Genomic DNA, 13,153 nt, shown 5'->3' on the forward strand with positions numbered 1-13,153 from the left:
TCATGAATGCGGACGGATACGGGCTGTCCGGTTGCGTCTCGTGAGCGAGTCCGCTTCGGCGGCGCGTGAAGGTCTCGGGCATCTGCGACGGGGGGCTGGGACACGATGACGGGCATGCCTCGCCATGTGGCGTGTGTGATGGACGGGAACGGCCGGTGGGCGGCGCAGCGGTCGCTGCCCCGGACCGCGGGACACAAGGCCGCGGAGACCGCGGTGATCGACGTCATCGAGGCCGCGCATGCGGCCGGGATTCCCTGGCTGAGTCTGTTCGCCTTCTCCACCGAGAACTGGCGACGCCCGGACGGCGAGGTCGACTTCCTGATGGAACTGGTGCGGCGGACCATCCGCAAGCACGCCCTGACACTGCACGCGCGGGGGATCCGGTGCCGGTTCCTCGGCGACTCCGACATCAGGATCCCCCCGGACCTGGCGCGGGACATCGCGGACCTCACGACGCTGACCCGCGACAACAGGCGGATGACGCTGACCGTGGCGTTCGATCACGGCGGGCGCCGCGACATCGTGCGGGCCGCGCGCTCCCTCATCCGCAACCGGGTGCCCGCCGAGCAGGTCACCGAGGAGAGCTTCGCCCATCACCTGCCCTATCCCGACACACCGGACGTGGATCTGGTCATCCGCACGTCGGGAGAGCACCGCATCTCCAACTTCATGCTCTGGCAGGTGGCCTACGCCGAATGGACCTTCCCCCACGTGCTGTGGCCCGACTTCCGGGCCACCCACTTCTGGGAGTGCCTGGACTCCTACCGGGGGCGCGAACGCCGTTTCGGCGCCGTCCGGATACCGACCCCGACGGGAAAGAGCTGACGTAACGGGATCCCCCGCCTGAAGGCGGGGGCTTTCAGTCCAACCGGCTGAGAGCCCGCCATTACCAGCACCAGCCAACACCTATTGGAGGTGACCCGAGTTGGCTACGTTCCACGCAGGACAGAAGACCCACCCATCTGTGCTTCCTCAGGAGTTGGCCCTGGAATCCGAGTCAGTAGACAACCCCGGGATCAGGAACGAAACGGGGCTCGGACGCCGTACGGCACCCGGCGTGGGACATGTGCGAGGGGAGATCACCGGCAGCGTGCCTGCTTCCGGTGGCGTCACCCCGGACCACCAGGTCCGGGAGCCCGGCCGTGAGGCCGACCCCGCCGTGTTCGTCCTCGACCTGCACGGCACCCCGCTCCAGCCCACCAGTCCCGCCAGGGCCCGCAAGCTCCTGGCATCCGGCCGCGCGGTCGTCGCCCGGCACACCCCGTTCGTGATCCGCCTCAAGGACCGCGCCGCCTCCGCCTCGGAGACCGACGGTGTCGAGATCGGTATCGACCCCGGTAGCAAGCACACCGGCATCGTCGTCTTCACCGCCCGGGATGGTGAGCGCCGGGGTCGGTACGGCATCCGGCTCGACCACCGCGGTGCGGCCATCCGCAAGAAACTGGAGCGGCGTTCCGCCTACCGGCGGGGCCGCCGTACCCGCAACCTGCGCTACCGTGCCCCGCGTTTTCTGAACCGCGCCCGCCCGAAGGGATGGTTGCCGCCGTCGCTCCAGCACCGCGTCGACACCACGACCTCATGGGTGGATCGGCTCGCCCGCTGGGCCCCCGTCCAAGCCGTCCACGTCGAGCGGGTGGCGTTCGACACCCACGCCATCAGTGCCGGCCGCCCACTGGAAGGAGTCGAGTACCAGCACGGCACCCTGCACGGCACCGAGACCCGCGAGTACCTCCTCGCGAAGTTCGGCCGGGCCTGCTCCTACTGCGGCACGACGGGCGTGCCCCTGAACATCGACCACATCCGGCCCCGCAGCCGTGGCGGGTCCGACCGGGTCTCGAACCTGACCCTCGCGTGCATCCCCTGCAACCAAGCCAAGTCAGACCGGCCCGTCGAAGAGTTCGCTCCGAAGCGGGCCGCCGACATCCTGAAGCGCGCGAAGGCCCCACTCCGGGACGCCGCCGCCGTCAACGCCACCAGGTGGGCCCTGTGGCGGGCCCTCGACCAGCGCATGCCGACGCGCACCGCGTCCGGCGGGCGCACCAAGTGGAACCGGACCCGGTGCGCCCTGCCCAAGACCCACACCCTTGACGCCCTCGCTGTCGGCACCCTCGACACGGTCACCGCCTGGCCCCGGACTGTCCTGGTCGTCACAGCCACCGGACGCGGCACCTACGCCCGAACCCGCGCCGACAAGCACGGCTTTCCCCGCCTACGCCTGCCCCGCGTCAAGCAGTTCTTCGGCTTCGCCACCGGCGACCTGGTCCGGGCCGTCGTGCCATCTGGGAAGAACGCGGGCACCCATACCGGCAGGGTCGCCGTTCGCTCTTCCGGGAGCTTCGCCGTACGGACCGCAAGCGGTCTCCACACCGCCCGGCACAAGTACTTCTGTCTGCTCCAGCGGGCTGACGGCTACGCCTACACCCGCCAACCTGAAGGAGCAACGCCCTTGACCCAAGGCCGAGGTTCATACGACGGCGGTCCGCCTGGCGGCGAATCGCCTACCCGCTGCTTTGCTCCGCAGGAGCTTCGTTTCCTCTCCCGGCTGAAGCCGGGAGTATCCGCGAAGGAGATCTGATGACCGAGACAGCGGACACCACGGCGGGAGCCGCCGCCTTCGGCGAGGACTCCCTTCTGCACCGGCTCTGCAACGAGGCGCGCTGGGGGCTCGCGGCGACCCGCGCCAGCATCCTGGAGGCCGCGCACCCGCAGATCGGCGCGGCCCTGATCGATCATTCGACGTTCGTGGCGCACCCGTGGCGCCGGCTGCGCAACACGGTGGTCAGCACCCAGCGCATCGTCGGCGGTGACGAGGAGGTCCGCGACAAGGAGGCGACCAGGCTCAACCGGATGCACTCCCGGATCTCGGGCATCGACTCCCGGGGGCGGCCCTACGACGCCATGGACCCCGAGGCGCGGGCCTGGGTGGTGGCGACGCTCTTCGAGTCCACCGTCGCGATGTGCCGGCTGGGCGGGGAACCCCTCGACCAGGCCTCGCAGGAGCGGTTGTACGCCGAGTTCCGGGCCTTCCTCGGCCACATGGGCGACGAGGACGGCGGGCGGCTCCCCGCCACCCTCGCGGAGTTCTGGCCCTACTACGAGAAGATGATCCTCGAGGGCCTGGAGAACACCGAGGCGGTCCACGCCGTGCTCTACCGGCTGTTCGCCGAGGTGCCCGCGCCGCCGCTGCTGCGCGACCACCCCGCGACGTGGGCGGCGGTCCGCGCCCTGGCCGGACCGCTGGCGACCGCCATCACCGTCGCGTCGCTCCCCGAGTCCTACCGGCGGCAGGCCTACCTCAGCACGTTGCCGGGCGCGCGGGTGCTGATGCACGGCGCCTATCTGACGGCCGGGCTCGCGACCCGCTGGCTGCCGTCATCCTGGACCAGGGCCGAGATACTCCTGGACGCCCTGGGCCTCGACACCGGGACGGGGTCGGGCTCGCCGGTGGTGGAGTCGCTGCGCGGCCACGCCGGGAAGGTCGGCGCCCTGCTCCGCCTCGTCACCCCCGTCCCCGCCCGCTCCTGGCCCGGCGGTGCCGCCCGGCGGCCCGCCGAACGGTTCTTCGCCGAGGTGCTGGACCAGACCGGGGACGGATACCTCGACTGGCCCGACCTCGCCGCCATGGCCAGGGAGATCGCCTCCCGCCTCGACCTGGACGAGCAGGCCGAGGACCGGCTCTTCACCGCGTACGCCGCCTGGTGGGAGGAGTTGCGCACCGCCATGGACGCCGACGGCGACGGCCGTATCGACGGGCAGGAGTACGCCACCGCCACCACCCTGGCCGGGCGCGCCCTGATCGAGATCGCCGAAGTCCTCTTCGACGCCGTCGACACCGACGGCAGCCAGACCATCAGCCCCGAGGAGTACCGCTCACTCTTCCGCACGACCTTCGACCACGACCCTGCCGCAGGCGGCTCCGCCGAGCTGTCTCGCAGCGCTTTCATCCGGGAGTTCCTGGCCTTCATGGCGGGCCGCCATCACTCGGCCGCCTACGAGAACCTCCTCACCCAGACCTGAACCCGGCCTTGGACTCGGCCCTGGACCCGGCTCCGGCGCGGGTACAGGTGGCCGCGGTCTCGGCTACGACGGCCTCCTCATCCGCACCTGAACCCGGCCCCGTCGCGGAGTTCACCGGCCTCAGCCGAAACGGCCGAGCCGCATGATGCGAGGCGGTCTCCAGAGCACCTGACACGGCTCAGACGGCCTTCACGAAGTGGTTCTCCCAGGCCCAGGCGGCGACCTCGACCCGGTTGCGAAGCTGGAGTTTGGACTGGATGCCGGACAGGTGACTCTTGACGGTGCTGAGGGAGATGAAGAGCTCCGCGGCGATCTCCTGGTTGGTACGGCCGCGGGCGAGGGCGCGCACGACCTCGAGTTCACGGTCGGACAGCGGTGAGGAGGGGGAACGGCGTGGCGCCTTCGAGGCCGCCAGATGACTCAGCAGGCGGAGGGTGATCGAGGGTGAGATCAGCGCGTCTCCGTTGTGGGCGGCACGGACGGCCTCGACGAGCAGGCCGGGGCCCGCGTCCTTGAGGATGAAGCCGACCGCGCCGCCGCGCAGGGCTCCGTAGACGTACTCGTCGAGGTCGAAGGTGGTGACCACGACGACGCGGAGCGGGTCGGGCAGGTCCGGTCCGGCCAGCGCGCGGGTGACCTCGATGCCGTCCAGGTGCGGCATCCTGATGTCCACCAGGCACACGTCGGGACGCAACCGGCGGGCCAGGGCGATCGTCTCGGGTCCGTCCGCGGCCTCGGCGACCACCTCGATGTCGGGCTGGTCCTCCAGGATGAGCCGCAGGCCGCCGCGGATCATCGCCTGGTCGTCGGCGACCAGCACCTTGATGGGCATCCGGGCTACTCCGAGGAAAGAGGGAGGGACGCGCGCACCGACCATCCGGCGGTCGGGAGAGGACCCGCCTCCAGGGTGCCGCCGAGCCGCTCGACGCGTTCACGCATCCCGATCAGGCCGTACCCGCCGCGCTGGGGGAACCGGGAGGGCACCGAAACGGCATCGTCGGTGACTTCGATGGTGAGCCCCTCATGTGTCCGGCCGACCTCGACGGTGACCGAGCGGGTGTGCGGGGCGTGGCGTGCGATGTTCGTCAAAGACTCCTGGACGATCCGGTACACCGTGCTGCTCACCTCCTGCGGCCAGTCTTCCGTGTCGTCGGGCTCGGTGAGGCGGACGGGCGGGCCCTGCTCACTGAAGCGCTCGGTGAGCGTACCGAGCCTTTCCGGCCCCGGCGAGGTCGGCGGGGCGTCGCCGGTGTCGCGCAGCAGCCCCACGGTGCGGCGCATCGCGGTCAGGGCCTCGGACCCGGCCGCTTCGATTTCGGCCAGAGCGTCGACCGCCCGCGCCGGGTCCTTTCGGGCGACGATCTGCGCGGCCTGGGTCTGGAGCACGATGCCCGTGAGGTGGTGGGCGACGATGTCATGGAGTTCCCGGGCGAGCTCCAGCCGTTCGTCCTGGCGCACCTTCTCGACGGTGGCTCGGGCCCGGCCGTCGAGGAACCGCCGCCGCCACCCGAAGGCGACGGCGACGGCCCAGCCCGCGGTGGCCCATACCGGAACGGCGGCGGTCCCCCACAGCCACGTGCCGACGACCACCAGGGCGCCTCCCGCCGCCACGGCGCAGGCCCGGGCCGGCGGTGCGGTCCTGACCGCCGTGCCGGTGAGCACCGCCAGACCGAGAACGGTGTCGGGACCGGGCTGCTGAGGCAGGTCGAGGACCTCGACCGCTCCGATAGCCGCGGCCGTGACGGCCAGACCCGCGAACGCCGCTTTCTCCCGCCACCGCCGGTGCAGGAGCGCGAGCCCGCACACCGCCGTTCCGACGGCGCAGCCGAACAGCCAGTGCGCGCCGCCCCAGGTGGTGCCGATCATGTACGCGGTGGTGGTGATCGTGAGGGCGAACACGGTGCCGAGTCCGATGCCGCCGACGATCCCGCCCGGTCGATCCGTACGGTTCATACCGTTCATCCCGTCAGCTTGGCCCGCGTCGGACGCGCCAGAGGCCGAACGCCGTCAGGAGACCGCTGAGCAGCAGGTAGAGCCCGGTCTCGCGCCATTGGAACGCCCAGTACCGGCCGCCGGGGTGGTAGTCGACCTCGAGGTGGAGGCCGAGTCCGCCCAGGCAGGCGGCGGTGTCGCCGAACGTTCCCCTGGTGTCGGTCTTCGGCGGGTCGTCGAGGCAGGCGTTGAAGGCGCTCTTTTCGAGCGGGTCGCCGTCGGCGGTGAGCAGCGGGCTCGTGCGGCTGACCCACGCGTCGGGGCGTCCGGGGACCGTGATCCCTCCGATGACCGCGTCGCCGCTGAAGTTGCCCAGGTTGCGTGCCTGGTTCACGGCCTCGGCCGTCATGGCCAGGGTCGTCCGCTGCGGTGCCATGAGATGGGACCGGATCACGTTGGGCACGAAGAACTGGAAGGCGAGGAAACCGACCAGCGTGATGGCCATCGCGGGCAGTGTCCGGCGGACGAGGAGCCCGACGACGGCGCCGAACACGACGGCGAACACGGCGTAGGCGGCGGGGACGAGGTCGCGGGAGCCGAAGAGGACGGTGCTGAACCGGTTGCCCGCCGCCTCGTCGACCGGAGCGGCCGCCCAGGTGAGCAGCGCTCCGGCCGCTCCCGCCGTGATCGCACCGGCCAGGACGGTGAACGCGAGCCTGCTCGCGAACCAGCGGCGCCGGGTCACGCTCTGGTTCCACACCAGCCGGTGGGTGCCCGCCTCGAACTCCCGCGCGACGAGCGGAGCTCCCCAGAACGCGCCGATGAGCGCGAGCGCCAGACCGAGCCCCGCGGCCAGGAGCAGCAGCGTGTTCTGGTAGCCGGACTGGAACTGGTTCATGATCTGCCCGCAGTCGCCGCCACGCCCGCAGCGGGTGAGAGCGGAGGCGTGGGCGTCGCGGATGTCCGTACCGAGGTACAGGAGGTATGCCGCGAACAGGGCCAGCGTGACGGCGGCGACGCACGCCTGGAGGCGGAACTGCCGCCAGCTCAACCAGATCATCGCCGCGCCTCCCCCGCCGCCCGGGTCATGTAGGCGAGGACGAGTTCCTCGAGCGTGACGGGCTCGGCTCGAGGCGGTGGCACGGCGCCGATCCGTACGATCGCGTACTCGCCGTTCACCCGGACGGGCTCCACGCCGTCGGGCGACCCGTCCCGAACCGGCACCCGGCGATGCGCGGCGAGCAGTTCCCGGACGTCACCGGCGAGCTGCACGCGGGAGTCGCACAGCACGATGAGGTGGTCGCAGACCTGCTCGACGTCTCCGAGCAGGTGCGACGACAACACAGCGCTGGCGCCGAGTTCGGCGACGAAATCCGTCAGGCTCTTCAGGAATCCTTCGCGGGCCAGGGGGTCCAGCGCGGCGGCGGGCTCGTCGAAGATCAGCAGGTCGGGGCGCTTGGCCGCCGCGACCGTCAACGCCAGCTGCGCCCGCTGCCCGCCCGACAGCCCGCCCGCCTTCTGCGCGAGGTCGAGCCCGGCACGTGCGATCCGCCGCTCGGCCAGCCTTCCGTCCCATGACGGGTTCATCCGCGCCCCCATGCGCAGGTGGTCGGCCACGCTGAACGTCCCGTACACCGGCGCGTTCTGGGCGACGAACCCCACCCTCGCCAGATGCGCGGCGTGCGCCGCCGGGCGTTCTCCCAGCACCCGCAGCCTGCCGGACGTCGGTTCGATCAGGCCGCAGGCCAGATGCAGCAGCGTCGATTTCCCGGCCCCGTTCGGGCCGACCAGCCCGACCACGCTCCCCTGGGGAACCGTGAAATCGACGCCGCTCAACGCGGTCCGCCGTCCGTACTTCTTCGTCAGCCCCTCGGCGTACAGCACCGGGGGCGAGGATCCTTGATGTGGCATGGCCCCATCCTGGAAAATCGCCCCTTATCTCGACATCACCCCAAAGCACGGTTCCCTCTCTACCCAACCGTACTTTCGGCCATTTGATCTCCTCCGGCTTCCGGTCATAGTCCTGCCAGGTCTCCCGCGATGGCGTGCAAGGTCTCACGGCTGATGAGGCCGGTCGCCAGTTCGGAGATCTCCAGGAGTGAGAACGGCAGCGCCTCGGGCAGCATCGGGCTTTCCATGAGCGCGCCCAGATGACGGCGCAGTACCGCCTCGGCAGCGGGTTCGGCGAGGAGGTCGCGGGTGGGGGTGAGCACGCCGAGCCTTGAGGAGGGGAACTCCCCGGCGGTGAGCGGTGGCCGTTCCGCCGCCTGCACCTGCTCCCACTGCTTTTGGACGAGCAGGTGGTCACGGGTCACGGGACCGTTCTGCGGCAGGCCCAGCCGCTCATACTGCTCCAGAGGGGCTTCTTCGATGCGCAGCAGCCTGGTCAGCAGCGTGGCCATGCGGAGTTCGAGGTCGTCGTCGATCAGCGGCGACCGTTGTTCCGGGTCGCTTTCCAGGTCGTAGAGGAGGGTTCCGAACGCGTACGGGTCGGTGTAGGAGTAGCCGGGTACGCGGAGCGTCGAGACGCCCTTGGTGAAGGAGAACGGTTCGGCGAGGGCGGCTTGACGCAGGGTCTCCACCGGGAACCGGCCCCGCATGTGCGTCGGCATCAGCGTGTACTCGGCGAGGGGCTGGTTGCCTTGGGCCGCGCACGCCCGCATGTAGACGTACCGGCCGTCGGTGACGCTCACGTGGCCGCCGAAGCAGCCGAACAGCCCCGCGTCGCGTACCGGGACGTCTTCGGCCACGACGTCGCGGAGCGGCATGCCCCGCATGTCAGGGGTCCGTTCGACGCCGAAGAACTCCAGCAGCGTCGGCCCGAAGTCGATCGTCTGAACCAGGCTCTTCCGGCGTTCTCCCGCGACGCGGCTGCGCGGGTCCCAGACGAACAGAGGGGTGTGGATGGTCTCCTCCCAGAACGGCGGCGTGTTCTTGCCCCACCAGTCGTGTTCGCCGAGCAGGAGTCCGTGGTCGGTGCAGACGATGAGCAGGGTGTCCTCCCACAGCGAAAGGCCGTCCATCAGGTCGAGGACCCGGCCGAGGGAGCGGTCGCACATGGACAGCAGCGCCATGTACTGGTTGCGCAGGTGGGTGACCTGTTCGGGGGTCTCGGTCACCCGTTTGTAGTCGGGCCAGTCGAAGTGCGGGCCGTCGTAGTCCTCGGGGTAGAGCTTCTTGTAGTCGTCGTAGCTGAAGAACGGCTCGTGCGGGTCGAACGTCTCGATCTGGAGGAACCAGTCGTCCTCGGTGTGGTTGGTGCGGATGAAGTGCAGGCCGGCGTCGAACGTCTGGGTCTGCGGGTGGTCGGCCTCCTCCGCCAGGTAGAGGCGGTTGATCCAGTCCTGGCGGCGCAGCGGGCCGGCGGTGTGCGGAACGCTCTCGGGGATGTCGGGATCGGCGACGTGCCCCTTCCACTCGTCGCCTTCCTGGCCTCGGAAGAGTTCGAAGGTGTTGTAACGCGGGTGGTAGGTGGCGCCGCCGTCGAGCCAGTAGTGCTGGTGGTCGGTCGCCAGATGCGTGTAGACGCCGTTCTCCTTGAGGATTTCCGGGACCGAGTCGTCGAAGGGCTCCAGAGGGCCCCATCCGCGGTGCAGGAAGTTGTGGCGGCCGGTGTGCATCTCGCGCCGTGCGGGCACGCACGGCATGCTTCCGCCGTAGCAGGTGTCGAAGGTGGCGGTCCGTTCGGCGAGGCGGGTGAAGTTGGGCGCGTGCACCCCTTCGGCCCCGTACGGCGGCAGGAACCGCCGGTTGAGGCTGTCGAACATGACCATGATGGCTTTCATCGGACGCTCCTGATCCGCATGACGGACGCGGCTCCCAGTGCCATGATGAGCGCGGCGGCCGCGTACAGGGCCTGGTAGTCGTCGAGGAGGGCGAGGACGGCCCAGCCGACGGCCGCGTAGAGCGGGACGTTCTGCGCGGCGTTGATGATGCCGAGGTCGCGGGCGCGGGTGCGCTGGTCGGGCAGGACGTCGGTGACCAGTGCCTGGTCGACCGACAGGAACGCGCCGAGGCCGATGCCGAGCAGCACCGAGCTCACGATCGCGGTCGGCCAGCTCGGGGCGATCGCCAGCAGCAGGGCCGCGGCGGCCTGGAGCGCGCCGGCGAGCGCCACCAGTTCTCTGCGGCGTCCCAGCCGGTCGGAGAGCCTGCCGCCGAGGAAGCCGGACACGGCGCAGAACACCAGGTAGACGAGCGTGAGGATCAGCAGTGAGGTGTCGGGGTCCTCGCGGTGCAGGACGTCGTCCAGGAAGTACAGCAGGTAGGCCGTCCCGATGCCGTTGCCCGCGTTGATCAGCACGCGCGAGGCCAGCGCCCAGTAGTAGTCGGGATGCTCGCGCGGACGGGGGAAGGGCACCTTCTCCCCGGCCTTCACCCATGCGCCGGGCTGCGTGGCGGGGGCGGGGCGGTCGCGTCCGCCCAGCAGGAACGGGGCGGCGGACACCGCCGCCAGCAGCGCGATCACGGCCCAGCTCGCTCCGAGCGAGGTGACCAGCATCGTCACGATCACCATGCCGACGACGACGGCGACCACCTGGGGCACGCCCATCGCCGCCGACGCCGTCCCGCGCCGGTGCGGCGGCACCCGGTCGGCGATCACCGCGCTGAGCGCCACCAGGAACGAGGACGTGCCCATCGAGACCAGCACCATCAGCGCCGCCACGACCCGCCAGTCGTCCTGCGAGCCCACCAGCGCGAACGGGACGCCGCCCACCGCCAGGCCGCCCACCGCCCAGATCCGGCGGCGTCCGAACCGGCTCCGCGTCCGGTCGCACGCCATGCCCGCGAGCGGCACGCAGACCACCGCGACCGCCGCGTTCAGGATCAGGAGGAACGACAGGATGCCGACCTTGCGCTCCGGTTCGATGATCCCGATCAGATGGGGGGTCATGAACTGGGGCGGCATCATGACCAGCAGCCAGTAGGCGAACCAGGTGAGCGAGTAGCCCAGGAACCAGTCGCGGCCGAGGCCGGGAGGGTCCGGTGCGGGAGGCGGGGGGTTGCGTCCTGGAAGCATGTTCACCTCAGCGCGGGGGGCCACGGTCCGGGTAAGGGATATCATCGATCCCGGCAAAAGTGAACAAGGCTCATGTTATTGCGGGTCAGCGATCTCGCGGAAGTAGGCGCGCAGCATGCGCGCGCCGAGTGCGATCACCGCGGGATCCCCGTCCTCGTGCGCCTGGAAGGCGAGTCTGAGCAGACCGTCGGTGGAGGTGATGGCCACCAGCAGCACCCGTTCGGGGTCTGGCAGGGGCGGCAGGTTCGCCTCCCGGAGGCCGAGCGCGTACAACTCCCCGGCCATCGCCGTGTCGGCGCGGCGGACGAGGTCGGCGTCGAACGGGCTGCCGTCCCCGGGGTCGGCCACGAAGAATCCGGGCAGGACGCGGCGCATCGCGAGGATCTCGTCGTAGACCAGGACCGCGGCCTCGCCCCAGTCTCCCGCGGACTCCCCCGCGAGCCGTTCGCGGACCCGCGCGAGCAGCAGCCCGAGGTTCCGCGAGGCCAGTGCCTGGAGCAGGCCGGCCTTGCCGTCGAAGAACTGGTACAGGGTGCCGATCGGGACACCCGCCCGCCGGGCGACGCCCCTCGTCGTCAGCGCGTCGTGGCCGACTTCGGCGAGGAGTTCGGCGCAGGCGTCGAGCAGCCGCTCGAACCGCTCGACACTGCGGCGCTGCACCGGCGCGCGCCGTACGCCTCCGGTCATGGGCCGCCCCCCAATCTGGAAATATGACACTTGTTCATGTTCTAATGCCGTCATCGCTCATGCTAGAACGGGAGTCACCCATGGACGCGCTTCCCCGCTTCCCCGACGGGTTCCGCTGGGGCACCGCCACCGCCGCGTACCAGATCGAGGGCGCGGTCCAGGCCGACGGGCGGGGCACGAGCATCTGGGACGCCTTCTGCGCGCAGCCCGGCCGGATCAAGAACGGCGACACCGGCGAGACCGCCTGCGACCACTACCACCGCTGGCCCGAGGACGTGGCTCTGATAGCCGGCCTCGGCGCCGACGTCTACCGGTTCTCCGTCGCGTGGCCGCGTGTCCAGCCGGACGGCCGCGGCCCCGCCGAGACCCGGGGCCTGGACTTCTACGAACGCCTGGTCGACGCCCTCCTCGAACACGGCATCGCGCCCTTCCTGACCCTCTACCACTGGGACCTGCCGCAGGCGCTCGAGGACCTCGGCGGCTGGACGAACCGCGACACCGCCCACCGCTTCGCCGACTACGCGGCCCTCGTCGCCGACCGGCTCGGCGACCGGGTCGCCGCCTGGATCACGCTGAACGAGCCGTTCGTCCACATGTCGGAGGGCTACAGCCTCGGCACCCACGCACCCGGCAGGATGCTGCTGCTGGACGCCCTCCCGGCCGCCCACCACCTGCTGCTCGGCCACGGCCTGGCGGTGCCGGCGCTACGCGAACGCGCCACCGGCGAGATCCTGCTGACCAACAACTACAGCCCGGTCTGGACAGCCGCCGACACCCCCGCCGACCGGGCCGCCGCGGACGCCTTCGACGCCCTCCAGAACCGCCTGTTCACCGATCCTCTCCTCCTGGGCCGCTACCCCGACCTGTCCGCCTACGGGATGACCGAGTTCCCGTTCGTCCAGGACGGCGATCTGGCCCTGATCTCCGCGCCGATCGACGGCCTCGGCGTCAACTACTACAGCCCGACCCGGGTCGCCGCGCCCGCCGGATCGGCACCGCACGAAGGCCCGTCCGTGCTGGGCGAGGTGGGCGACCGGATCCAGGAAGTGGGCCTGCCCTTCGAGGACGCCCCGATCGACGGCCACCCGGTGACCGCGTTCGGCTGGCCCGTCGTCCCCGACGCCCTGCACGAACTCCTCACCGGCCTGCGCGCCCGCTACGGGACGGCCCTCCCCCCGATCACCATCACCGAGAACGGCTGCTCCTCCCACGACGAGCCCGGCAGCCCCGACGACGACCGCGTCGCCTACCTGGACGGCCACCTCCGGGCCCTGCACCGCGCCATCACCGACGGCGTGGACGTCCGCGGCTACTTCGTCTGGTCTCTGCTGGACAACTTCGAGTGGGCCGAGGGCTACAGCCAGCGCTTCGGCCTCGTCCACGTCGACTTCGAGACCCTGGAACGCACCCCGAAGGCGTCCTACCACTGGCTCCGCGCCCAGCTCGAGTCCCAGCGCCGACCGGACGCGCCGTCCGCTCCCTGAAACGGACGGCGGA

Annotated in this window: 11 protein-coding genes; 4 read left to right on the forward strand and 7 right to left on the reverse strand. The window is 70.7% G+C overall.

Going from position 1 to position 13,153, the window contains the following annotated elements:
- Window positions 1-114: 114 nt before the first annotated feature.
- The 3 genes from uppS to ABD327_RS31550 all read left to right on the forward strand — a co-directional run bounded on the left by uppS (window position 115) and on the right by ABD327_RS31550 (window position 4,017).
- Complete coding sequence (uppS, locus tag ABD327_RS31540) at window positions 115-825, forward strand: polyprenyl diphosphate synthase (protein WP_344456036.1); 711 nt, start codon at window positions 115-117, stop codon at window positions 823-825.
- A 265-nt stretch (window positions 826-1,090) separates the two neighbouring features.
- Window positions 1,091-2,575, forward strand: coding sequence for an RNA-guided endonuclease IscB (gene iscB, locus ABD327_RS31545; RefSeq protein WP_344456038.1), 1,485 nt, complete (start codon window positions 1,091-1,093; stop codon window positions 2,573-2,575).
- Complete coding sequence (locus tag ABD327_RS31550; RefSeq protein ID WP_344456041.1) at window positions 2,575-4,017, forward strand: oxygenase MpaB family protein; 1,443 nt, start codon at window positions 2,575-2,577, stop codon at window positions 4,015-4,017. Before iscB ends, ABD327_RS31550 begins: the two co-directional genes overlap by 1 nt.
- 178 nt (window positions 4,018-4,195) lie before the next feature.
- On the opposite strand, the gene ABD327_RS31555 is transcribed toward ABD327_RS31550, so the two are convergent.
- From ABD327_RS31555 to ABD327_RS31585, 7 genes are all read right to left on the reverse strand, one after another.
- Window positions 4,196-4,849: a response regulator gene (locus tag ABD327_RS31555; RefSeq protein WP_344456043.1), complete on the reverse strand. Its 654-nt coding sequence runs from the start codon at window positions 4,847-4,849 to the stop codon at window positions 4,196-4,198.
- Window positions 4,850-4,854: 5 nt separating this feature from the next.
- Window positions 4,855-5,970 carry a sensor histidine kinase gene (locus ABD327_RS31560; RefSeq protein WP_344456045.1) on the reverse strand — a complete coding sequence of 372 codons (1,116 nt, stop codon included), beginning with the start codon at window positions 5,968-5,970 and terminating at the stop codon, window positions 4,855-4,857.
- A 13-nt stretch (window positions 5,971-5,983) separates the two neighbouring features.
- Window positions 5,984-7,009 (reverse strand): ABC transporter permease subunit, encoded by a 1,026-nt coding sequence (locus tag ABD327_RS31565; RefSeq protein WP_344456047.1) that lies wholly within the window; start codon window positions 7,007-7,009, stop codon window positions 5,984-5,986.
- Complete coding sequence (locus ABD327_RS31570; RefSeq protein WP_344456049.1) at window positions 7,006-7,860, reverse strand: ABC transporter ATP-binding protein; 855 nt, start codon at window positions 7,858-7,860, stop codon at window positions 7,006-7,008. Before ABD327_RS31570 ends, ABD327_RS31565 begins: the two co-directional genes overlap by 4 nt.
- A gap of 104 nt (window positions 7,861-7,964) precedes the next feature.
- The gene (locus ABD327_RS31575) at window positions 7,965-9,734 is read right to left on the reverse strand and encodes a sulfatase (protein WP_344456051.1); all 1,770 of its coding nucleotides are present in this window, start codon (window positions 9,732-9,734) and stop codon (window positions 7,965-7,967) included.
- Window positions 9,731-10,969 (reverse strand): MFS transporter, encoded by a 1,239-nt coding sequence (locus ABD327_RS31580; protein WP_344456053.1) that lies wholly within the window; start codon window positions 10,967-10,969, stop codon window positions 9,731-9,733. Before ABD327_RS31580 ends, ABD327_RS31575 begins: the two co-directional genes overlap by 4 nt.
- A gap of 75 nt (window positions 10,970-11,044) precedes the next feature.
- Window positions 11,045-11,656: a TetR/AcrR family transcriptional regulator gene (locus ABD327_RS31585; protein ID WP_344456056.1), complete on the reverse strand. Its 612-nt coding sequence runs from the start codon at window positions 11,654-11,656 to the stop codon at window positions 11,045-11,047.
- A gap of 80 nt (window positions 11,657-11,736) precedes the next feature.
- On the opposite strand from ABD327_RS31585, the gene ABD327_RS31590 reads away from it, so the two are divergent.
- Window positions 11,737-13,140 carry a family 1 glycosylhydrolase gene (locus ABD327_RS31590; RefSeq protein ID WP_344456058.1) on the forward strand — a complete coding sequence of 468 codons (1,404 nt, stop codon included), beginning with the start codon at window positions 11,737-11,739 and terminating at the stop codon, window positions 13,138-13,140.
- Window positions 13,141-13,153: the final 13 nt, after the last annotated feature.

Origin of the sequence: Actinocorallia aurantiaca (assembly GCF_039533685.1) — a bacterium.
GTDB classification, from domain to species: domain Bacteria; phylum Actinomycetota; class Actinomycetes; order Streptosporangiales; family Streptosporangiaceae; genus Actinocorallia; species Actinocorallia aurantiaca.